The organism is Maribacter aquivivus (assembly GCF_900142175.1).
Classification (GTDB): Bacteria; Bacteroidota; Bacteroidia; order Flavobacteriales; family Flavobacteriaceae; genus Maribacter; species Maribacter aquivivus.
On record NZ_FQZX01000004.1, the window covers coordinates 47,012 to 70,577 of the forward strand.

24 protein-coding genes are annotated in these 23,566 nt (G+C 35.0%); 8 read left to right on the forward strand and 16 right to left on the reverse strand.

What is annotated here, in order from left to right; genetic code table 11:
• Positions 1-254 precede the first annotated feature (254 nt).
• From BUC31_RS18315 to BUC31_RS18330, 4 genes are all read left to right on the forward strand, one after another.
• Positions 255-890 (forward strand): transglutaminase-like domain-containing protein, encoded by a 636-nt coding sequence (locus BUC31_RS18315; protein ID WP_073247000.1) that lies wholly within the window; start codon positions 255-257, stop codon positions 888-890.
• Positions 891-917: 27 nt separating this feature from the next.
• Positions 918-1,613, forward strand: coding sequence for a CPBP family glutamic-type intramembrane protease (locus tag BUC31_RS18320; protein ID WP_073247001.1), 696 nt, complete (start codon positions 918-920; stop codon positions 1,611-1,613).
• A 92-nt stretch (positions 1,614-1,705) separates the two neighbouring features.
• On the forward strand, positions 1,706-2,293 hold the full coding sequence (locus BUC31_RS18325) for a hypothetical protein (protein WP_139252033.1): 588 nt from the start codon (positions 1,706-1,708) through the stop codon (positions 2,291-2,293).
• Positions 2,294-3,014: 721 nt separating this feature from the next.
• Positions 3,015-3,674, forward strand: coding sequence for a DUF2306 domain-containing protein (locus tag BUC31_RS18330; RefSeq protein ID WP_073247005.1), 660 nt, complete (start codon positions 3,015-3,017; stop codon positions 3,672-3,674).
• On the opposite strand, the gene gldC is transcribed toward BUC31_RS18330, so the two are convergent.
• Both gldC and gldB read right to left on the reverse strand, forming a co-directional pair.
• A complete protein-coding gene (gldC, locus tag BUC31_RS18335) occupies positions 3,671-4,012 on the reverse strand; it encodes a gliding motility protein GldC (protein ID WP_073247007.1) in 342 nt (113 codons plus the stop codon). The two genes, BUC31_RS18330 and gldC, sit on opposite strands and share 4 nt — an antisense overlap.
• Positions 4,013-4,990, reverse strand: a complete 978-nt coding sequence (gene gldB / locus BUC31_RS18340) for a gliding motility lipoprotein GldB (protein WP_073247008.1) — start codon at positions 4,988-4,990, stop codon at positions 4,013-4,015.
• A gap of 70 nt (positions 4,991-5,060) precedes the next feature.
• Between gldB and nadE the strand changes: the two genes are divergently transcribed.
• Together nadE and BUC31_RS18350 are read left to right on the forward strand one after the other, a co-directional pair.
• Positions 5,061-5,849 carry an NAD(+) synthase gene (nadE, locus tag BUC31_RS18345; RefSeq protein ID WP_073247010.1) on the forward strand — a complete coding sequence of 263 codons (789 nt, stop codon included), beginning with the start codon at positions 5,061-5,063 and terminating at the stop codon, positions 5,847-5,849.
• 165 nt (positions 5,850-6,014) lie between these two features.
• The gene (locus tag BUC31_RS18350) at positions 6,015-6,644 is read left to right on the forward strand and encodes a response regulator (RefSeq protein WP_073247012.1); all 630 of its coding nucleotides are present in this window, start codon (positions 6,015-6,017) and stop codon (positions 6,642-6,644) included.
• Between the two features lie 72 nt (positions 6,645-6,716).
• On the opposite strand, the gene dnaG is transcribed toward BUC31_RS18350, so the two are convergent.
• The gene (dnaG, locus tag BUC31_RS18355) at positions 6,717-8,702 is read right to left on the reverse strand and encodes a DNA primase (protein ID WP_073247013.1); all 1,986 of its coding nucleotides are present in this window, start codon (positions 8,700-8,702) and stop codon (positions 6,717-6,719) included.
• A 70-nt stretch (positions 8,703-8,772) separates the two neighbouring features.
• Here dnaG and BUC31_RS18360 point away from each other — a divergent pair, with 70 nt between their 5' ends.
• Entirely contained in the window at positions 8,773-9,024 is a 252-nt protein-coding gene (locus BUC31_RS18360) for a zinc-ribbon domain-containing protein (protein WP_073247015.1), read from the forward strand.
• A 58-nt stretch (positions 9,025-9,082) separates the two neighbouring features.
• Here BUC31_RS18360 and BUC31_RS18365 read toward each other — a convergent pair whose 3' ends face one another.
• The 10 genes from BUC31_RS18365 to rsgA form a co-directional block, all read right to left on the reverse strand.
• Positions 9,083-10,165 (reverse strand): hypothetical protein, encoded by a 1,083-nt coding sequence (locus BUC31_RS18365; protein WP_073247017.1) that lies wholly within the window; start codon positions 10,163-10,165, stop codon positions 9,083-9,085.
• Positions 10,166-10,253: 88 nt separating this feature from the next.
• Entirely contained in the window at positions 10,254-11,003 is a 750-nt protein-coding gene (locus BUC31_RS18370) for a hypothetical protein (protein WP_073247019.1), read from the reverse strand.
• On the reverse strand, positions 10,990-11,553 hold the full coding sequence (locus tag BUC31_RS18375) for an RNA polymerase sigma factor (RefSeq protein WP_073247184.1): 564 nt from the start codon (positions 11,551-11,553) through the stop codon (positions 10,990-10,992). The genes BUC31_RS18370 and BUC31_RS18375 overlap by 14 nt, the downstream gene beginning before the upstream one ends.
• Before the next feature lie 144 nt (positions 11,554-11,697).
• Positions 11,698-12,675, reverse strand: a complete 978-nt coding sequence (locus tag BUC31_RS18380) for a polyprenyl synthetase family protein (RefSeq protein ID WP_073247021.1) — start codon at positions 12,673-12,675, stop codon at positions 11,698-11,700.
• Between the two features lie 423 nt (positions 12,676-13,098).
• Entirely contained in the window at positions 13,099-14,142 is a 1,044-nt protein-coding gene (gene rlmN / locus BUC31_RS18385) for a dual-specificity RNA methyltransferase RlmN (RefSeq protein ID WP_073247022.1), read from the reverse strand.
• A gap of 105 nt (positions 14,143-14,247) precedes the next feature.
• Entirely contained in the window at positions 14,248-15,297 is a 1,050-nt protein-coding gene (gene queA, locus BUC31_RS18390; RefSeq protein WP_073247024.1) for a tRNA preQ1(34) S-adenosylmethionine ribosyltransferase-isomerase QueA, read from the reverse strand.
• Between the two features lie 79 nt (positions 15,298-15,376).
• Complete coding sequence (locus BUC31_RS18395) at positions 15,377-16,606, reverse strand: 3-phosphoshikimate 1-carboxyvinyltransferase (protein WP_073247026.1); 1,230 nt, start codon at positions 16,604-16,606, stop codon at positions 15,377-15,379.
• 37 nt (positions 16,607-16,643) lie between these two features.
• Positions 16,644-16,970: a nucleotide pyrophosphohydrolase gene (locus BUC31_RS18400; protein ID WP_073247028.1), complete on the reverse strand. Its 327-nt coding sequence runs from the start codon at positions 16,968-16,970 to the stop codon at positions 16,644-16,646.
• Positions 16,970-17,422: a D-aminoacyl-tRNA deacylase gene (gene dtd / locus BUC31_RS18405; protein WP_073247030.1), complete on the reverse strand. Its 453-nt coding sequence runs from the start codon at positions 17,420-17,422 to the stop codon at positions 16,970-16,972. Before dtd ends, BUC31_RS18400 begins: the two co-directional genes overlap by 1 nt.
• Positions 17,419-18,372: a ribosome small subunit-dependent GTPase A gene (rsgA, locus tag BUC31_RS18410; protein ID WP_073247032.1), complete on the reverse strand. Its 954-nt coding sequence runs from the start codon at positions 18,370-18,372 to the stop codon at positions 17,419-17,421. The genes dtd and rsgA overlap by 4 nt, the downstream gene beginning before the upstream one ends.
• 107 nt (positions 18,373-18,479) lie before the next feature.
• On the opposite strand from rsgA, the gene BUC31_RS18415 reads away from it, so the two are divergent.
• The gene (locus BUC31_RS18415; protein ID WP_073247034.1) at positions 18,480-19,292 is read left to right on the forward strand and encodes a hypothetical protein; all 813 of its coding nucleotides are present in this window, start codon (positions 18,480-18,482) and stop codon (positions 19,290-19,292) included.
• A 65-nt stretch (positions 19,293-19,357) separates the two neighbouring features.
• On the opposite strand, the gene BUC31_RS18420 is transcribed toward BUC31_RS18415, so the two are convergent.
• The 3 genes from BUC31_RS18420 to BUC31_RS18430 all read right to left on the reverse strand — a co-directional run bounded on the left by BUC31_RS18420 (position 19,358) and on the right by BUC31_RS18430 (position 23,559).
• Positions 19,358-21,448, reverse strand: coding sequence for a DUF5723 family protein (locus BUC31_RS18420; protein WP_073247036.1), 2,091 nt, complete (start codon positions 21,446-21,448; stop codon positions 19,358-19,360).
• Between the two features lie 155 nt (positions 21,449-21,603).
• Entirely contained in the window at positions 21,604-22,686 is a 1,083-nt protein-coding gene (locus BUC31_RS18425) for a bifunctional 3-deoxy-7-phosphoheptulonate synthase/chorismate mutase type II (protein WP_073247038.1), read from the reverse strand.
• Positions 22,687-22,692: 6 nt separating this feature from the next.
• Positions 22,693-23,559 carry a prephenate dehydrogenase gene (locus BUC31_RS18430; RefSeq protein WP_073247040.1) on the reverse strand — a complete coding sequence of 289 codons (867 nt, stop codon included), beginning with the start codon at positions 23,557-23,559 and terminating at the stop codon, positions 22,693-22,695.
• Positions 23,560-23,566 lie beyond the last annotated feature (7 nt).

Here is a 23,566-nt window from a genome sequence, read left to right on the forward strand (position 1 = left end):
TTTTGGCTTTTGGCTTTTGGCTTTTGGCTTTTGGCTTTTACTAATAAAAATTTAGCATAGCTAAATACTTGAAATCAAAAGAAGTCTATTTTCTTTATTCCAACCTTGTACCTCATACTTCAGAATTCATACTTACTACTTTATACTCTTTTCTTAATACAGAATTTATATTGACATGTCTGCCATTACCTAAGTGAGTATGCCAAATCTATTTCGTAAATTGAACATGAAATAATTCGCTAATTTTCAATACTATGGATTTCCTATCACCTACTTATTTTTTTGATTATGAAAGTGACGAGATTCAAGACCTGGTTTCTGAATTCAAAAACACGACACTTTCTGAGAAAGAAATTTCTATTGCGCTATATAACAAAGTGCGTGATGCATGGCGATACGATCCATATAGCCTAAGTTTCAATAAAGAGAAATACCGAGCTAGTGAAATTGCAAAACGACCAAAAGGTCATTGTATAGATAAGTCCATCATCTTAATTGCAGGACTTCGTGCCCTAGGTATACCTGCTAGAATTCACTTAGCGAAAGTTAAAAACCATATTGGCGTAGAACGATTAATAGAGAAATTCGGCTCTAACGAGCTTACTCCCCATGGTATGGTAGATGCTTTTATAAATGACAAGTGGCTGAAGCTCTCTCCTACATTCAATGCATCGTTATGCGAAATGCTTAATGTTGCTCCTTTAGATTTTGATGGAGAAAATGATGCCGTATTACAAGAATTCAGTACAGACGGAACACAGTTTATGGAGTACCTGGAAGACTACGGTCATTTTGAAGATGTACCTATGGAATTTATGGAACGGAATGCACGTGAGCATTATCCAAATATTTTTGATACCGGCACTAACCAAACGGAATTTCAGTTGTAGGTCAAAAACTGTCATCATATTGTGTTTATGAAAATATTAAAGGATATTGGAACGCTTCTAAAAACTGGATATATTGAGGGTGATAAACTATTATTAAAAGATCAGATCAGAATTTTCTTTAAACTGTTAGGTCTAATATTTCTTTTAAAACTTTTTTATTTGGGCATTTCATTGGGGCTAAATTCTATAGATGGCATTGATATTCCTTTACCAAGTGAAACTCAAGATTTTGATTCGTATTCCGGTTTCTTAAAGTTTAGCATTCTTGCTATCGTCGCACCAATTTTAGAAGAACTTACTTTTAGATTAGGACTTAAATTTTCTAAAAGAAATTTTATCGTTATGATTTCTGGTATAATCTACGCCCTTTTAAAAATTGTTCTTGACTTTAGTGTATATATAGCATTAGTATCAGCACTAGCGATAGCGACATTTTTGACCTTTACTCTTAGCCCAAAAATTATAATTTCTCTAACGAACTATTGGAAAAATCATCGTTTAATTATCTTCTATCTTTTAATCATTAGCTTTTCAATTTTACATATTGCTAACTATGATTTAAATTCTACTATAGTAGTTTATATTCCGCTAATAGCATTTTCCCATGTTTTAGGCGGTGTTGTTTTTAGTTATGCCAGATTAAAATATAATATCCTTTTGGCTATAGGTTTACATATGGCCCATAACGCCCTAATATCATTTCCTTATTTATTTTTTAGTTAATGATTTGATAAAGCTTGAATCTAAATAATTGAAATGTGTACCTTAACTTCTACATTATAACTCACATCTAAACTAATTTAACATTGACTCATTTGAAGAACATCTTTTTAATACTAGTCATAGCATTTACATCAGCCAATATTTTTGCACAAGAACCGATGGTATGGACTCCCGATTACGAGTTACAACTGAGCGACTACCAATCGTCAGAATCGGAAATTAATGCTGCCCTTACCTCTTATTCTATTTATTCTGGCGCTAAAATTGATTTCGGCTTCAATATGAATTCAGTCTCCTTCATGTTCACCAAAAACTTTAATAGTAAGGTAAAAGCCATTTTTCAAAAGAACCTGGCTGTTTTGGTTGCTCCAGATTCATTGACTGCAAATCAGCTGCTACAATTCGGAAGGTATGATTTTGATTTGGTAGAACTATACTCCAGAAAAATACGCAAGAAAATATACGAGGAAAAAGGAGCTTTTAGCGATTCTAGTTTATTTCAGCCTATTTTCAATGAGCTACAAGAAGAGATGAACACTGTAAGTGCCCAAGTTTTTAAAGCTACAGATTTTGGTAAAGATGCCGAGTTACTTCAAAAAGAACACAACAAAGTGATAAATGAAATCAATGCACTTTCTGATTTTTGTATGACGTGTAAGCCGAAGAAGAATAGGAAGTAGTTGTTGGTTGATTGCACGCTTCGCGTTTTTTGTATTAAGTATTAAGTACAAAGTATTAAGCCGTTCGAGCTAACTCTTGATTTCTTTAATTGGTCATTTAAAATTGGTATTACGTACTTTTTACTTAGTACTCTTTACTATAGCAAAACGAAATGTCAGTTCGAGTGAATTTTTGAAGCATGAGAAAATTTGTATCGAGAACCTTTGCATGTTCCATACCTGTTCTCGACACAATTTTATGTCTCCGCTATGCTTCATCATAAAACCACTCGAAGTGACATTGATTATATTAATGCCACAGATTGCCACGTCGCGGAATGCTCCTCGCAATGACGTATACTTTTTATTTAATACTTAGTACTCTTTACTATAAGTAAAACGAAATGTCAGTTCGAGTGAATTTTTGAAGGATGAGAAAATTTGTATCGAGAACCTCTGCGTGTTCCATACCCGTTCTCGATACAATTTTATGACTCAGCTCTACTACATCATAAAACTACTCGAACTGACATTGATTATATTAATGCCACAGATTGCTACGTCTCTAAATGCTCCTCGCAATGACGTATACTTTTTACTTAAGACTTTGTATTTCGTACCTCGTACCTCGTACTTAAAACTTCCCCTAACAACTCAGCATCCAAAACCTACAATTCGGTTATATTGTTTAGTTTCATAATTATGATTACTCCATCTTTGAATAACATAAAACCAACCAACCATGGAAAACATCATTGAAATCTTCATTTATATTCATGCCTTTTTTGGTGGTGTGGGGCTAATTACTGGTATTGCTAGTATTGTTGTAAAAAAAGGAAGGTTAAACCACAAGCGTCTTGGTAAATGGTTTTCGTGGTCTATGATTATTAGTTCTGCGATTTCTTTGGTAATTGCGCGAATGCCCAACCACATAAATACCTTTTTATTCTTAATAGGCATTTTTACTATTTATATGGTGCTGGCGGGTAATAGAGCGCTCACATTTAAATCAATAAAAAAAACAAAAGCAAATTTGACCGATAAATTGGTTTCGGGTAGCATGGCTTTTTCGGCTTTATTAATGATTGGGTTTGGCATCAACGGACTTATTAACGGTTATTCTCACAGCATTCTTTATCTGTTCTTTGGAATAATAGGTCTATTTCTACCTTACGGAGATTACAAACTATTTAAAAGCACATTAGAAAACAGGAAGCTTTGGCTCATAAATCATCTTAGTAGAATGTTAGGTGCCCTCATAGCCTCGGTTACCGCATTTATAGTTGCAGGTATGCACCAAGATACACTTTGGGCATGGATTACACCATCCGTTATAGGAACTGCCTATATTATCTACTGGATTAAAAAAACGAAAGGAAAAAAGAAACTTAAAACAGCTTAATCTTTTTCTTTAAGATTTAGGTTTTCTGCAAAGTAATCACAGAAATCTTTCATGGTAGCCGTCATTTTATCATCTTGTGTTGCCTTCAAAAAGGTATCGGTCAAAGAAACCAATGTCTGATGAAAAAATGTTTTCATCTCATCTACAGGCATATCTTTTGTCCACAGGTCAATTTTTAACGACTCTTGATTTTTACTATCCCAAACAGATAAAAGCATTGCTTTTGCTTCCTCGTTTTCAATACCACCGTCTTGTGCAGACCAGTTTAATGTTTCCGGAATTCTATTTTCATCTAATCCTACGCGCAGTGTAATTTCTGAAGTATGTAAATCTGCCATCTAATTTCTCGGTTTGTAATTTGATTTCTTAAATATTTCTTCCGCAGGCATTGTCATTAGTTGCTTAATGCTTACGTCATTATTATTCATAAAGGCACGCACAATTTGCCAACCCACGTAACGACCTAGTCTCCCCGGCGATTCGTTGTCCAATTCTAATCCGAATTTAGAAAACGGAGCTGGTTCTAAAAATCGCTGATTCAATTTATTATCGGTACTATATAAATATTCGTTTTCAATAAAATTTCTCCACATAGGCTCTTCATTGGCAACTGCCCAATCCATTTCCTCTTGTGAATATCCTATTTTTTTATCATCGCCCGCTTCTGGCATCAATTTATCCTTAAGGTATAATTCTTTTCCAAAATAAACCATTCGCGCAAGATATGTACGGTCTCTAGGTTTTGGCACAACTTGCTTAGCAAATGAACTAGCGACATCACTCACTAAAAAATTACGATCTAAAGAGTGTGCTATGTAACGTTGAAAGCCGCCATAATATTTATGCTCAGATCCTAAGTAATTATCAAGACTGATAAATAACAAACTATCGGTTAGGATAATCCTATTATTGTAATCAACATCATTAGTTACCGTAAGTACTTTTGGGACCTTGTATTCTGGGAAATAATATTTGATGTGTTTGAATAATTGTACCAGTCCTTCTTCTTCAACTTCAAAACTACGAAAGGCATTACCCACCTCTTGAAACAATTCTATTTGTAGAGAATCCTCCATCTTGGCAATCCAAACACTATCTGGTGCCGGAAACAAGTACGGATACGTTTTACGCAATGCCGGTAACCCCTTCTCGCCAGAAGCGGCAAACTCACGATCAAATCGCGAAATTTTAAGGTCTATCGGTATAGCAGCAATCTCTTCGGCGACCTTATCACTATCATTACAGCTAGAAAGAATGAAAAAAACTGATAATAGTATAAAAATAGGTTTGACCTTGGTAAGTATTTTACAATACATTTTATTATTCACAGTGTTCAACTTATTTTTATGGCAAAGTTAATTGATTTTACTAAATAATTAGAGCGGTATGCAAACGGAAAAGGTAATTGAGCACATTGTTAATTGGTTAAAGGATTATGCTACAAATGCAAAACAGAAAGGTTTTGTCATTGGTATATCTGGCGGAATAGATTCTGCAGTCACTTCAACCCTATGTGCAAAGACAGGTTTAGACCTTCTTTGTTTAGAAATGCCAATTCACCAAGCCGAGAATCAAAGTGACCGAGCATCTCGACATATTGAATGGTTACAAGAGAATTTTAAGAATGTAAAAAGACAACCGGTAAACCTTACACCCGTGTTCGATAGTTTGGTAGCTGCCTTACCTACTGTTGACAATGAAGAGGACAGATTTATGTCTTTAGCAAATACACGTGCACGTTTACGCATGACCAGTCTTTATTATTTTGCTGCTCTAGAACGCTACCTTGTAGCCGGAACCGGTAATAAGGTGGAGGATTTTGGAGTTGGCTTTTACACCAAATACGGAGATGGCGGCGTAGATTTGAGTCCGATAGCTGATTTAATGAAAACCGAAGTTTATGCCATTGCAAAGGTTTTAGGCATTAACGAAGAGATAATAGGTGCTGCACCAACTGATGGATTGTGGGGCGATGACAGAACAGATGAAGATCAAATAGGTGCTTCTTACCCTGAGCTAGAATGGGCAATGGACATGAAGGACGAGGGTAAAACAATTAATGACTTTGAAGGTAGAAAGAAAGAGGTCTTTACTATATTCATGAGACTGAATACAATGAACCAACATAAAATGTTACCAATACCTGTTTGTGAGATTCCAAAACAGTTAAAATAACAACTCATCTAAGAATCAAGGTATTAAATCGAAAATAAAGTCTGAAATTATACGTTACTAATAAAATAATGCAACTTTGACTTCTAATTTAGAATTTTAAGCCTTACATTGCATGTAGTCTTTTCAGACAAAAAGGTTCCAAAATCTATATAAAAAAAACAATTAATGATCAAAGTTTTAATAGCGGATAACCACCCTATCATAAGAATGGGAGTTAGGAAGGTTCTAGAATCCGCTGAGGGATTTGAACTGATCGATGAGGTAGCTACTACCGAAGAACTTTTTGAAAAACTTAAAGACACAACCCCCGATGTAGTCATGCTAGAAATGGATATTCCTGATGTAAATGGAATAGCGGCATTACGAAGAATTAAAAAAGATTACGCGGACGTAAAAGTCCTTATGTACAGCGGTCAATCTGAAGATGTTTACGCCTTAAGTGCCATTAGAGCTGGTGCATTCGGGTATTTATCGAAATCTTCTGGTGTAGAATACATTACTGCAGCAGTAACTAAAGTAAGTGAAGGTAGCATGTTTATTACAAACGAACTTGCACAGCGTCTTGCTTTCGATGAAGGAACTAAAAAACCAAGAAGGTTCTTTAGAAAACTATCTACTAGAGAAATAGAAGTATTAAAACTTTTAGCTAGTGGTAAACGTAACAAAGAAGTTGCATTAGGTTTGAACCTAAATGAAAAAACAGTTAGTACCTATAAAGCTCGTTTAATGAAAAAATTAAATGTAGATAATATGGTAGATTTATTACAACAGGCAAAAGCCTTAGAATTGTACTAAATTCTTACAACTGAATAAAATATAAAAAGACCTGCTTTGCGGGTCTTTTTTATTTATGATACTTTCTAAAAATCAAGACAATACCCTATTTAATTTTTTATTTAGCAATTTATTCAACTGAATGTAATTCATAATCTCTTCAAGAACTTCTCTATGATCTGTAGCAGAATCTTGAGTAGTGTTTTGCAATGTTGTCATTCTTTTTTTAATTAAAAAACAACGTAATGTCAGTATCGTCTCACTTACCAACTGCGCAACACCTATTTCTTTACTCTTTGGAAAAATTTCTTTACGCTCCCAGTCATCTAACTTATACCGTTCCTCTTCCATTAAAATAGAAGATATCTGGTTTGCCATTTCTTGCTCTAAACCATTAACAAAATTGGTGATCGAAAACTCCTCTTTTTCATTTAAGGCTTCAATCAATCTAGCGTACATTTTACGGAAATCTTCATTGGCCAATTCTATTTCATCTTCTTGCAGATCCAAATAGATTTTCTCGTATACCTTAATTTCAGATAACTCTGGCTCCAACACCAAATCTCCGGCATCATTTTCCTTTAATACCAAATCTTCAAACTGCTCTTTGAGATTACCATACAGCATAAGCGATTCAATAATTTTTCGCTCTAGCAAATACTGTACATCAACTTTTTCTTCTTTTTCCTGATCTGTATTACGAACAACATCAAAAGCTTTCTGCTCCTCCTTTTGTGTTGCTTGTATATTCTTTTCTTCTTTCTTACCTATCTGAGCAAGGGTATTATACAAAACTGCTTCAGATATGTTCATGATCTGCGCACACTCTTGAATATATATCTCTTGCTGTATGCGATCGGGAATCTTAGCAATACTGTTCACGATATCCCTAACTGTATCTGCTCTCTTTATGGGATCGTTATCTGCCTCTTTTACCAGAAGCGACGCCTTAAACTGAATAAAATCTTTAGAGTTGTCATTAAGATAGGTCATGACATCTTCTAACTCATTATTCTTGGCAAAACTGTCTGGATCTTCACCCTCTGGAAATGTACAAACGCGCACATTCATACCTTGTTCCAAAATAAGATCTATACCACGAAGCGATGCTCGTAAACCTGCCGCATCACCATCAAATAATACCGTGATATTTTTGGTCAATCTATTTATTAACCTAATCTGTTCTGGCGTCAAAGCCGTACCACTAGAAGATACCACGTTATCAATACCGCGTTGTACAAATTGAATAACATCCGTATACCCTTCTACCAAATAACAATTATCTTCTTTAGCAATAGATTGCTTTGCATGGTAAATACCGTACAACACCTTACTCTTATGGTAGATGTCACTTTCAGGAGAATTCAGATACTTGGCCGCCTTTTTATCGTTCGTTAAAATACGACCACCAAAACCCAATACACGACCACTTAAAGAGTGGATAGGAAACATCACCCTACCTTTGAACCTGTCAAATTTTCTAGACCCATTTGGGTTATTAGAATCTTCTTTAACTATGGTTAATCCTGTTTTTGAAAGGTATTCTAGTTTATATCCTTTATCTAAAGCTGCAGTTGTAAATCCGTCCCATTGATCTAGGCAATATCCTAACTCAAATTTCTTGATGATTTCATCAGTAAAGCCACGCTCCTTAAAATAACTAAGCCCTATTGCTTTACCCAACTCTGATTCCCACAACATTTCTTTAAAATGCGTTTGGGCAAATTCTGACACCAAGTACATGCTCTCACGTTCGCTAGCTTGTTCTTTTTGTTCGTTAGATTGTTCGGTTTCCTCTACTTCAACATTATATTTCTTTGCTAAGTATTTTATAGCCTCAGGATACGTAAAATGCTCATGCTCCATTAAAAAAGCAACCACATTACCACCTTTACCACTACTAAAATCTTTCCAAATCTGCTTTACCGGCGATACCATAAAACTTGGTGATCGCTCATCAGAAAAAGGGCTAAGTCCTTTAAAGTTGGACCCTGATTTTTTTAGCTGTACAAAATCACCAATAACCTCTTCTAGTCGAGCGGTTTCATATACTTTATCTATGGTAATTTTTGAAATCATATTTCGACCTTAATCCCTCTGAAGGAGGAAAATAATTTTGTGTAAATTAGAACTATCAAAAATAGTAATAATGATTCTATTCTTTGGCACTAGATCAGGAAAGCCAGAAACTAAAAAGCTTTTTAACAGTACATGTCCGTATTGCCAGCAACGCGGAACTTTAACAGCTATTACCCAAAAGAACTATTTTCATATCTTTTGGATCAAGCTTTTTAAAATATCTAGTACGACTACGATAGAATGTAGCCACTGTAAACGTGGTTATTATGAGACTGAGTTTACCGAAGAGATGAATCAAGAATTATCTAAAACAATGAATTAGCTGTAGTAACCGGTTTTTACGCACGGCACCACAGCTAATTTGATTGATGAATATTTTTTTAAAGGTCGAAACGGAGACCTAGTGAAATGTTGTGCTGCTCTACAAGGGCATCTTTAAATATAGGGTTCAAATCATATTTCACATATAATAAAAAACCGTCAACACCTGCATAAGCACTTAAACCGTAAATTAAATCATTGGTATTATAACTACGTTTTAGTTTGTCTTTTACATTATCACCGTCAAGGTTGTATTTCAATTTTTGGCGTGTGCCTATATTAAATCCGCCATAACCTCCTACCCCTACTCTAAATTGATTCTTTAAAGAATACCTCATCTTTTTTTCGCTTGTACTCAGTTTTGATGGTCCAAACTCAAAATGCATAGGAAAAACTAGGTTATCCATTCTAAATTTCGACTTATCTAGCTCATAATCGAACTCCTGAAGTTCTGATTGCCCATTATCCAGCGACACTAAATACTGATTATCCTTAGGTTTTAATCCGTTAAACTGAAATGAGAATCCGTAATTGAATCTTAAGAAATTCGTATTTTTAAATACTCGGGTACGCCATTGCCATCCCATTTCAAAAAATCTACTACCTCCTATTTTATACGGTGAATCATTTAAAGATTGCCCGTCTACAATAGCATTATTGAGACCTACTGCAAGAACCAAATCTGAATATGTTCTTCTGTCATAAATTGGCTCTCTTCTATTCGGATTTTCATTTAGTCGAATTCCAAAAAGTTTTGCATCGTCACCGTCATCATCGCCAAAACCGATTTGAAAAGCAAATTTATAATTCAAGGTATCCAATTCTTTCACCACTCCATTATTACGTTCTAACAAAGCTATTCTGTTATTAATTATGGCTATTCTATCCTCTATATTCAGAGCTCGCTTTTCAGCCGCTTCCATTTTTAAATTATCAGCCTCTTCTTGTGTGATTTCAGCATTAGCTAACTTTTTAGCAATAGCTGCTATCTCAAATTTCAAAGCTTCTTTTTCCTGTCTAGTTACGCTTAGCTTTTGCTCTTTTAAAATATCCACTTTTTTTTGGTAATCTTCTTGCGCTACTGAATTTTGCACCATAAACAGGGTCAGTAACACTACTAAATACATTGTAATTGTTCTCATTTCGATTTTGATTTTTTGATGAATAAAACTCCGTTCCCTGTCCCCATAGCATTTTATAGAGATTTAGGATAAAACGATTTGTGTTTGATTAATTATTGCGGTCTGCCACTGCAGTTCGCACTTTTATAAAACCGGCTTTTAAAGAATTAAAAATTTGGTCTCTGAAAGATTGATCAAGTTCTTCTTCAACCTCTGTCAACAAAGCCATTGCATCGACAGTATTATCTTTATTAAATATTCGTTCTCTTAAAATTTCGTCTTGTGCTCGTTTTAACAACGAATCTACTTCTGCATCTGTAACCGTACTATACTGCTCTAAAACATCTATTTGAGCCACTATATCTGCCACTTTAGAATTTATAATTTCATCTGACACCTCTAATTTAGAAGTAGATTGGTCTGCAGATACATGCTCTACAACCGCTACTTTAATAGCATCATCTAAAATGATACTCTCTTTTTCATTTGGCATATCAATTTCTACCTCTTCTACAGCTATATTCTTCCTTTTTGTTTCTGTTTGCACAACAACCACTTGTTCTTCTATAACCTTATTTGGATTTTTAGTGATTACTTCTTCAACCTTATTTTCGTTTTCGGTATCTACCAACTCTATTGATGATTCATTCAACTCATTTGTACCATTAAAATAAAATAAAGCTACACCTAACAACACTACAATGCTAGCGGCAACGCCCAACCATAAATACACTGGTTTCTTTTTTATTTTATCATTTTTTAACTCTGATGAAATTTTTGACCAAGCATTTTCTGACGGATTAATCTCCCGCTCTTGCAACTTGGCTTTTATATGTTTTTCAAATTTATCGGTTTCCATACCCTATAATATTTTGTTGCCTTAATTGGTCTTGAAGCAATTTTCGGGCTTTTAATAACTGTGTTTTTGAAGTGCTTTCGGTTATCGAAAGCATTTCTGCGATTTCTTTATGCTTATACCCTTCTACGGTATACAGTACAAACACCATTTTATAGCCTTGAGGTAAAGCATCTATCAATTGTTGAATATGCTCGGTATCCAAATCGGTACTTTGCGATATTTCTTCAGTTTGATTCTTTTCGTACACCTCATCATCGTACACCACAAACTGCTGCTTTCTTAAATAAGAGATACTTTCCCGTATCATGATTCGCCTTAACCATCCTTCAAAACTACCTTCGAACTTAAATGTATCTAGCTTATTGAACATTTTCAGAAAACCCTGTACCATTACATCCTCCGCAAAATGAATATCCTTTATATACTGACGGCAGACACTCAACATTTTTGGAGCATGTTTTTTATACAAACGCTCTTGCGCATCGCGGTTACCCGATGTTGCTTTTTTAATGAGCTGCTTCTCGTTTTTATAAAAAGGTATAATTTTCAAAATATTGGTTTGGTCTTCTATTAGCATAGACGCAGAAGAAGTAGCTATAGTTGCCTGAAGATAAACAAAAATTAAAATTAATTTTTAAACCGCTGAAATACAGTTATTTAAAATTAATAAAATGAAGAATATTTTTTTACGAATTTACTTTTTACGATCTACCACGTAATTTACCATCAATTCTAGAGCACTTTTATACTCAGAATCAGGATACGTACTTAACAGTTCTAATGCCTCATCTCTATACTGTAACATTTTAGTTACCGCATAATCCAATCCGCCCTTATCTTTTACAAAGGCAATGACTTCTTTGACGCGTTTTTTATCCTTATTGTGGTTTTTGATAGAATTAATAGTCCAACTTTTCTCTTTTTTGGTACAGTGATTTAGTGCATATATTAATGGCAACGTCATTTTTTGCTCTTTAATATCTATACCGGTTGGCTTTCCTATTTTCTGTCCGCCATAATCAAAAAGGTCATCTTTGATCTGAAATGCCATTCCGCATAGTTCTCCAAATTTCCTGAAGGTTTCTACATCTGCGCTTTCTGGCTTTACAGAACAAGCACCAAGCGAACAGCATGCCGCAATCAACGTTGCCGTTTTTTGCCTGATAATATCGTAATAGACATCTTCGGTAATATCTAAACGCCTTGCTTTTTCTATCTGTAATAATTCGCCTTCGCTCATTTCGCGAACGGCAACAGAGATAATTTTAAGTAAATCGAAATCTTCGTTATCTATGGATAATAAAAGACCTTTAGACAGCAAATAATCGCCAACCAAAACGGCAATCTTATTTTTCCAAAGGGCATTTATAGAGAAGAACCCCCTGCGTTTATTGCTTTCATCAACAACATCATCATGAACCAATGTTGCCGTATGTATCAATTCTATAACCGAAGCACCACGATAAGTACGCTCGTTCACCTCACCGTCATTCAACAATTTGGCTGTTAGAAAAACGAACATAGGGCGCATTTGTTTTCCCTTGCGATTTACGATGTAATGGGTAATTCTATTGAGTAGCGCAACCTTAGAGGTCATTGAATCTCTAAACTTAGATTCAAACAGCTCCATTTCCTGATAGACAGGTTCCTTTATTTGTGCTACTATTTTCAGTTGCTCTTTATTAGAACGGCAAAATTAGTCAAAAGCAAGCAGTTAACAGTACTCAGCAAGGAGATAATGGATTAAAGGGATTGGTTGTTGGTTGTTGGTTGTTGGTTGTTGGTTGTTGGAAAAAATAAGTTCAAGTTCAAAACTCAAGTTCAAATACAAATACAAAAAACAAGCTCAAAAATGAATTTTGGCTTTTGGCTTTTGGCTTTTGGCTTTTGGCTTTTGGCTTTTGGCTTTTGGCTTTTGGCTTTTGGCTTTTGGCTTTTGGCTTTAACGCTTCGCGTTTTTTAGTATTAAGTATAAAGTACTAAGATATTACGTTAGTATTTGCTCTAGTAATTCGTTTTACTGAATACTATATTCTCTCTTTTGCAACCTAGTATTACTGATTTTGGACTTCGTACTTAATACTTTGTACTTCCCTTAAGACTTATTCGCCAACTGACCACATGCGGCATCAATATCCTTTCCTCTAGAACGACGAACGGTTACTACAATATTATTCTTTTCTAATGTATTAACGTAGCGATCTATGGCTGCGTTAGAGGCTTGTTTGAACTCGCCATCATCAATTGGGTTATATTCTATTAAATTTACTTTAGAGGGCGCGAAACGGCAGAATTCTACCAAGGCATCAACATCTTTTTGAGCGTCGTTTATTCCGTCCCAAACTACATATTCGTAAGTAATTCTACTTCTTGTTTTCTCATACCAATACACTAAGGACTCTCGCAAATCGCTTAAAGTAAACTTGGCATTAAACGGCATAATTGAAGTTCTGATTTCATCTATTGCGGAATGTAACGAAACAGCCAATTTAAATTTCACTTCATCATCTGCCATTTTCTTAATTAACTTAGGCACACCAGAAGTTGAAACTGTAATTCGCTTTGGAGACATCCCCAATCCGTCAGGAGAAGTAATCTTATCAATTGCCTTCAAGACATTGTTATAATTCATTAAAGGTTCTCCCATCCCCATAAAAACAATATTGCTCAATGGTCTTTCAAAATACAAGCGACTTTCATTGTCTATAGCAACTACTTGATCGTAAATTTCATCAGGATTCAGATTTCGCATACGTTTTAAACGAGACGTTGCACAGAACCTACAGTCTAAACTACAACCTACCTGACTAGATACACAGGCAGTAGTTCTTGATTTAGTTGGAATCAATACCGATTCTACAATTAAATCGTCATGCAAGCGAACGGCATTTTTAATAGTACCATCACTACTACGCTGCATAAGATCCACCTTAATATGGTTGATTACAAAATTAGCTTCTAGCATTTCTCTAGTTTCTTTTGATAGATTCGTCATCACATCAAAAGAATAAGCTGCTTTTTGCCATAACCATTCATACACCTGGTTACCACGAAAAGCTTTGTCACCGTTAGAAACAAAGAATTCTCTAAGCTGCTCTCGCGTTAGTGCCCGAATATCTTTTTTCTTTATTTCTTCCATCTTTTTAAAGGTAGGTATTACTAGTGATAAAAATCCCGCTTTCTCAATATGTGATAAAGCGGGATTTTATTATTTTTTCCTTTTTAGAAAGGATATTTTTTGAACTTATATAATCAACATGGCATCACCATAAGAATAGAACTTATAGTTTTCCAATATTGCTTCTTTATATGCTTTGTTCATTAAATCATGACCCATAAATGCAGATACCATCATCAATAATGTAGATTTTGGTAAATGGAAATTAGTAATCATTGCATTCGCAATACTAAAATCATATGGAGGGAAAATGAACTTATTCGTCCAACCTTCATACGTATTTAACATATGCTTAGATGAAACAGCACTTTCTAAACCTCTCATTGCTGTAGTACCTACTGCACAAATACGACGCTTTTCTCTCTTAGCATTATTTACAATATCTGTAGCTTTCTCATCAATAAATAGCTCTTCGCTATCCATTTTATGCTTAGAAAGATCTTCAACTTCTACTGGGTTAAAAGTACCTAACCCAACATGTAAAGTTAATTCAGCAAAATCAACACCTTTAATTTCTAAACGCTTTAATAAGTGTTTAGAGAAGTGAAGACCAGCAGTAGGGGCAGCAACTGCGCCTTCATGCTTTGCATAAATAGTCTGGTAACGACCTTCATCTTCTGGCTCAACATCTCTTTTAATATACTTAGGTAACGGCGTTTCACCTAGCTCTCTTAGTTTTCTTCTGAAATCTACGTAAGCACCATCATATAAAAAACGTAATGTTCTACCTCTAGAAGTAGTGTTATCAATAACCTCAGCTACCAACGTTTCATCGTCACCAAAATATAACTTGTTACCAATACGAATTTTACGTGCTGGATCCACAAGAACATCCCATAGACGTTGCTCTTCATTCAACTCACGTAAAAGAAAAACCTCAATACGCGCACCAGTTTTCTCCTTGTTACCGTATAAACGAGCAGGAAAAACTTTAGTGTTATTAAGAACCATAACATCACCTTCATCAAAATAGTCGATCATGTCTTTGAACATCTTGTGTTCAATTTTTCCGGTCTCTCTATGGATAACCATTAATTTAGACTCATCTCTATTTTCAGATGGATGCTCCGCCAATAATTCGTCTGGAAGCTCAAAACTAAAATTTGATAATTTCATGTAGCTGTTATATTTATTGTAGCAAATTGCGGCTGCAAATATACAATCTGCAGATAGGCCTTGTCAAGTAAAACGTTAATTATAATTCTTTTATGCTGAAATCTAGTTGTTTTAGGTCATTCCAAAAATCAGGATATGATTTAGAAACCACCTCTGCATCATTCACAAAAAGAGTAGTTTTCATTGCCAACGGTGCAAAAGCCATTGCCATTCTATGATCGTTATAAGTATCTATAGCTACATCTGCGTTAATTTCTGACGTTGGCACTATAGTAAGTGTTTTATCTGTTACAGAAATATTTGCCCCCAATTTAGAAAGCTCTGTATGTAAAGCTTCTAAACGATCCGTTTCTTTAATTTTTAGGGTGTGTAAACCAATTAAATGACAACCAACCCCTAATCCGAAACAAGTAACTGCAATTGTTTGTGCAATATCTGGTGCATTGGCTAAATCAAATTCATTGGCGGCCAATACTTTTTTATCGGTCTTTCTTAATGTGACTTTATTTTCACCAAAGGTAGTTTCAACTCCGAATGCCGTATAAATATCGGCAAGCACACTATCACCTTGAAGGCTTTTCTTTTTATATGCAGATAAAGTAATTTCAGTACCTGGTGCCGCAAGTGCACAAATACCATAAAAATAAGATGCTGAACTCCAGTCAGACTCCACAACTAATGTCGTAGGTACTACTTTTGCTTTCGGCGAAACTTTAATCATATTACCTTCAAAAGAGGTTTCTACACCAATTTCTTCAAGCAAAGCCAAAGTCATTTTAATATAAGGTACCGAAGTAATTTTACCTACCAGCTCTAATTCTAGTCCGTTATCTAAACTTGGTGCTATTAACAATAATGAAGAAATGTACTGACTACTGACATTTGCGGGCAAACTTACTTTATCTTTTACGATACGTTGCCCTTTAATTTTTATAGGTGGATACCCTTCATCTTGCACATAAGAGATTTCTGCCCCTAATGTCCTTAAAGCTTCTACAAGAATTTTAATAGGTCTTTCTGTCATTCTTTTAGATCCGGTAAGAATTACATCCTTACCTTCTTGAGAAGAAAAATATCCCGTTAAAAAGCGCATTGCCGTACCAGCATGATGAATATCTACCGTACCCTCTGAAATTTTTAAGCCTTTTGCCATAACCTGGGCATCATCAGAATTTGAAATATTCTCAATTTTAATATCTGGAAATAATGCAGCCAATAATAAACTACGGTTAGATTCACTTTTAGAACCTGTTATAGTTATGGTATCTTTTAATTGATGATTTGACGGACCAGTTAGGTGAAGTTTCAAAGCGTATGGTTTTAAAAATAGAACGCCAAATATACGCCTATTTCAACTTTTTATTGTTGTGATGACGGTCATGATCACGCTTTGTTTTCAAATCTAACTTTTTATCAAAAGCTTGTTGTAAATCAATACCTGTCTGGTTCGCCAAACATAATACTACAAACATTACATCTGCCAGCTCTTCGCCTAAATCTTTATTCTTATCAGACTCCTTTTCACTCTGTTCACCGTAGCGTCTAGCAATAATTCTAGCGACCTCCCCTACTTCTTCTGTCAACTGTGCCATATTGGTAAGCTCGTTAAAATAACGAACGCCATGTTCCTTGATCCAGTTATCTACTTCTAATTGTGCGTTTTCGATGTTCATTAATCTTTATTTTTTGTGTCAATAAGTATAGTCACCGGCCCATCATTCAACAATTCTACCTTCATATCTGCCCCAAATATACCTGTACCAACTTTCTTATCCATTTTAGATTCCATGGTAGCAATAAAAGCTTCGTATAGTGGAATAGCTACTTCTGGTCGTGCAGCTTTTATATAAGATGGGCGATTTCCTTTTTTAGTACTTGCGTGTAGCGTAAATTGACTAACCACAATTGCATCGCCTTTTGTAGCTAAAAGTGACATATTCATTACTCCTTCGTCGTCATTAAAAATACGAAGGTTGACTATTTTATTTGTTAGCCAATCTATATCGTCTTGTGTATCTTCATTTTCTATGCCGACAAGTATTAAAACACCTTGTTCAATGGCGCATAACTGTTTGCCATCAACCGTTACACTAGCTTTGGAAACGCGCTGTATTACTGCTCTCATTTTTTCTCGTCATGTATATCTACCCTATAATTCTCGTCTTCGCCTTTTATCATCTGTAAATAACTGTTATATCTACTCCATGCAATATCGCCAGTTTCTAAAGCGTCTTTTACAGCACATTTAGGCTCGTCTACATGAATACAATTATTAAACTTGCATTCTTGTTTCAGCTTAAAGAACTCTGGAAAATAGTTCCCTATTTCTTCTTTTTCCATATCAACGATACCAAATCCTTTTATACCGGGTGTATCTATAATACGGGCATCAAAGCTTAAATCGTACATTTCTGCAAATGTGGTTGTGTGCTGACCTTGTGCATGCTGCTGAGAAATCTGTTTTGTCTTTATATCTAAATTAGGCTCTATAGCATTTACCAATGTCGATTTACCTACCCCAGAATGACCAGAAAACATAGAGGTCTTACCTAACATCATTTCTTTGACTTTATCAACATTTTTACCTGTTGCAGCCGAGATGCCTAAACATGTATAACCGATATTACGATATAATGCTGCCAAAAATTTGATTTCATCTAACTCTTCAGGTGAATAAGTATCTATTTTATTGAATAATAATACTGCAGGAATTTCGTATGCCTCGGCCGTAATTAAAAATCGATCTATAAAAACTGGATAGGTTGGTGGATTGTTCAATGTTACCAATAAAAATACTTGATCTAAATTGGCTGCTATTATATGGGTCTGCTTAGATAGATTAACAGACTTACGAATGATGTAATTTTTACGTTTCTCGATTTCGTTAATAATACCAAAGGTATCATCGCCAGTAGTCTCAGTTTCAAAACGTACATAGTCACCAACCGCAACAGGATTTGTACTTTTTATACCCTTTATTCTAAATTTTCCTTTTATTCTACATTCATAGAAATCACCATTACCTGCCTTAACAGTGTACCAACTTCCCGTAGATTTATAAACAATTCCTACCATTTATCCAAAATACCTTCCTTTTATACAAAGTAACTGCTTTAAATATAAAAATTAACATAAATTTGAAATTAGAACTATAACATTAAATAATAACCAAATACACGAAAATGAAATTCATTCAAAAATCATTGCTGATGCTGACATTATCAGTATTCACTTTTGGGGCTGCCCAAGAAACTATCACTAACGAATCTGTAGTACAAATGGTTGAACTTGGTTTTGACGACTACATGATCATCGATAAGATAAATACTTCTGACGTTAAGTTCGACGCCTCTATCACAGCTCTTGGACAAATGAAAAATGCAGGTGTTTCTTCTGAAGTATTGTCTTTAATTATGGACAAGTCTAAGCAAAACACCATGTCTAAAACGGGTATTTATTATACTGATGCTAGTGGTGAAGATAAATTAGTACAACCAAGTGTATTCTCTGGTTCTAATTCTAACCAAGTTGCACAGAAATTGGTTTCTGGTTTAATCAACGCTAAGAAAAAAGCACAATTACCAAAAACACAATCTAACAACGTTATTCGTCAAAGTCAACCTGAGTTTACTTTCATCTTTGACCCAAGTGTAACTCAAGTTGATAACATGCAAAACAACCAAGGTGGCGATACAGGTATCTTTAACTGGTGGTTTAGAATGGCAAGTAACCCAAATGAGTTTGTTTTGGTAAAACTTACCGTAAAAGAGAAAAAGAATCTTAGAGAGGTAATTACAGGAAAAAGTAGTTGGATTACTAGTAGTACTGGTATTGACCCTAAATACGCACTTAATTTTGCCATTGAAGAAATTGAAGGTCACAAATTCAAAGTAACTCCAGATGCTTTAGAGCCAGGTGAGTATTGCTTTATCTATCAAGGTCAAGTACCTCAAGGTAGAGAAAACCAATCGGTTTTTGATTTCTCTGTTCAATAGAACATAACATACTTTATAAAAAAAGCCCGGTTTGTACCGGGCTTTTTTTATTTATCTATTTAAGACTATTGCGCTAAGTTAATTTCAACACGTCTATTTTTTTGTCTACCATCTTTATACATATTGGTAGCAATTGGTTTACTTTCTCCATAACCTACAGATGTTAATCTAGAAGGAGAGACACCACCATCTATTAAGAATTGTAATACTGCCTTAGCTCTTTTCTCTGATAATTGTTGATTAGTTGCTTCAGAACCCACACTATCTGTATGACCTTCAATGGTGAAATTAGCATTTGGGTATTCATTCAAAATACTAATAATATCAACTAAAACAGGTGTAGATTCATCTTTAAGCGTAGATTTACCTGTCGTAAACAAAATTGTTTTTGCATACTCGTTCAATGACTTTTGAACCTCAGCGGTAACTACCGGCTCTGGACAACCTTTATTTGCAACCGTACCCATTTCATTAGGGCATTCATCATCTTTATCAAGTACAGAATCTCCATCAGAATCTGCCCAAGGACAACCATTATTCTCTACTGGACCTGCCTCATCTGGACATTGATCTTCATTGTCCATTATTGTATCACCATCAGTATCTACCCATGGGCATCCGTTGTTTTCTACTGGTCCTGCTTCTTCTGGACATTTATCTTCATTATCCATTACAGTATCACCATCAATATCTCCCCAAGGGCAACCGTTGTTTTCAATTGGACCTGCTTTTTTAGGACAACCGTCTTCTTTATTTGGTATACCATCACCATCAGAATCCTTAGGCTGACCATAATAAACAGGCACTTTTAAACCTGCATATATATCTGCACCTTGAATTTCATTTTTTGTGAATGTAGAAATCAATGACCCTGAACCAATATATAATGGTCCGGCACGTAAACCTGCACCTACTTGCAAGCCACTATACTGATAGCTACTTACCGGCAAATAGAAACTAAACCACTTACTTTCAAAACGAGGGGTCAATGAAAATACATTTGCTGTTCTTAGATTATTTTCACCCGCAGAACGCATTGACAAATCGGTATTAAAGTTTAAATAAAAATTATTCTTAATATTCCAATCTGCGTTAAAATGAAGTGCAGTTGGTAAACCCGCTTTCATATCTTCTGTTGCCTGAGTAAACGTATACAAGTTCTGTAAATCATCAGAATCTTCAATATTATCATAATCATCTTGGGTAATAGTATTGTTGATATTGTAAGTATCCATTAAACTACCCTTATAATTAACCGACCCAACATCTGTAAGTGACAAGCCAAATTTAAGCTTGTACTTGTTTTTGTCTTTCATTACGGTTTTCTCACCATCAGCACCCGTAACCTCATAATCTTTATAGTCCGGTCTCCACTCATAAACGAAACCTAAATCTAATCCGAATCCGTTTGCATCTGGCACTTCATAGTCATAGTTGTCATCATCATAATCATCTGCACGACCATAGATTAAATCGCCCGTAGATTCCAATGTTCCAATAGTAGAGCTATTTGGCAATGTTGCCCCATCTGCATCATAATCTATAGTTACATTTCTACCGGCAACATACGCGTTACCAAATCCTTTTAAATATTTTAACGAAAGACCACCTTTTAAAAAGTGCTCTTCTTTGTTCATTAATTCTTGAGCGTAAGTAATACCTACTTCTGCCCAACCGTGACCAGCTGCAAAGAAATCTCCTTCATCTACCAAGAAGTCTTGACTTTCATCAATACTATCATCTAGGTCATCAATACTTTCGCCGTTAAATTCATTACCGGTAACAAAACTTCTTGCCCTTGTAAAAACGGCTATAGATGATGTTCTACCTACGTTAAACATAAATGACGGACCTAACACATCTACATTACCCGAAAAATTGTTATTGTCTGAAAGCGATAATATAGCGTCATCATCATACTCAAAATCACTCGATATTAAATCTGAATATCCTACGCCAACATAGTCATTGGCAAGAAAACCACTTACACCAACTAAATTGATGTCTGTTTTAAAACGGGAATCTGCAATATTCGCGGGGTTGGAAATGACTCCGTTTACCCCACTATAATTATCGGTTAAATAGCCAATATAGGATTGTGCTTTTACTGATAGTGAAGCAACGAACATAATGGCAAATAATACTACTTTCTTCATACTCTAGGTTTGGTTAAATTGGTTCTATACATGCCTAACGACACACAATTAAGGATATTGCAAAAACGTACTATTTTTCTTACTAACTAAAAATTAGACATAAAAAAAACATCCGCATAATACGGATGTTTTATTTTTATAACGTTAAGCTAATCTTAAGCGTTTACTATCTTCTCTTGGTGATTGATAGACTCTTGGTGAATTGCTTTGAACATTCGAAGAACAAACTCTTCACTTAGTCCTTTACTTTCCCCTTCTAAAATCATTGCACCTAGAATTTGATTCCATCTGTTAGACTGAAGAACCGCAACGTTTTTTTGCTTTTTAAGTGCTCCAATACCGTCAGATACTTTCATTCTTTTACCTAATGTCTCTATTATTTGATTGTCAATAACATCAATCTGAGCTCTTAGGTTACTTAATTGAGAATTGTACTCTGCTTCTGGATCACTTTCTTTTCTAATTTTAAGATCTCTCATGATCTGTACTAATTTATCTGGGGTAACTTGTTGTGCAGCATCACTCCATGCGTTATCTGGATCATGGTGAGTTTCAATCATCAATCCGTCAAAATTCAAATCTAAAGCTGTTTGCGATACATCAAAAATCATATCACGCTTACCTGTAATATGCGATGGATCATTGATCAATGGTAAATCTGGAAATTTATTTTTAAAATCAATCGCCATTTGCCACTCTGGTATATTTCTATACTTTGTTTTCTCATACGTTGAGAACCCTCTGTGTATTGCGCCTAATTTCTTTATGCCTGCAGTATGCAATCTTTCGATACCACCTAACCATAAAGCCAAATCTGGATTTACCGGATTCTTCACTAATACAATCTTATCTGTACCTTTTAAGGCATCTGCCAATTCTTGCATGATAAACGGACTAACAGTTGATCTTGCACCGATCCATAATAAATCAATATCATGTTCTAATGCTAACTCAACATGCGCACGGTTTGCAACCTCTGTTGCAGTTTTCATACCTGTTTCAGCCTTTACCTTTTGAAGCCATTTAAGACCTAAAGCGCCTACACCTTCAAAATTTCCTGGGCGAGTACGAGGTTTCCAAATACCTGCTCTGTAATAATTTACATCGGTATCTTTAAGAGAATGTGCTATACCTAACACTTGTTCCTCTGTTTCCGCACTACATGGCCCTGCTATTACTAGTGGATGGTCTAGGTGTAAATCATCCAACCATGTTCTCATTTGTTTTGAATTTTCCATTTTTACTTATTCTATTTCTTGTTTAACGGTATTTCTTTTTAATATTCCTTTAATCTTATTCGTATTGTTCATTTCATTATAAATGCCCTCGTAATCATCTTTCTGTAACATTTCTTTAAATGCCGTAAGATTTTGAATGTACTCTTCTAATGTCTCGACTACATTCTCTTTATTCTGTTTAAAAATTGGTGTCCACATGGCTGGCGAACTTTTTGCCAAACGCACTGTACTTTCAAATCCACTACCCGCCATATCAAAAATATCACGCTCGTTCTTCTCTTTTTCAATCACTGTTTTACCCAACATAAATGAACTTATGTGAGATAAATGAGAAACGTAAGCAATGTGCTTATCATGAGCCACAGGGTTCATATATCGTATTCTCATACCAACTGCTTGAAAAACTTTCAAAGCGCTTTCTTGTAGCTTAAATGCAGTTAATTCTACTTCGCAAATAATATTCGTTTTGTCTTTGAACAAATTATTTATTGCTGCAGACGGACCTGAAAATTCTGTTCCTGCAATGGGATGGCATGCTAAAAAGTTTCTTCTCTTAGGATGATTTTCTAAAACCTTACAGATCAAAGATTTGGTTGATCCTACATCAAAAACTACACAGTCTTCATGAACAGCATCTAATATTACCGGAAGCTCTGTAACCATAACATCAACAGGTATACTTACAATGACCATGTCTGCTAATTGTAAATCTTGATAGGTTGCCGTCTTATCGATTATACCCAAAGACAATGCCTCAGCTAAATTTGCTTCATTAGATTCTATACCATAAACAGTAACATTGTCCACTGCCGACTTTATGTCTTTCGCTAAAGAACCTCCTATTAAACCGATACCTATTACAAATACATTCATTATTAAA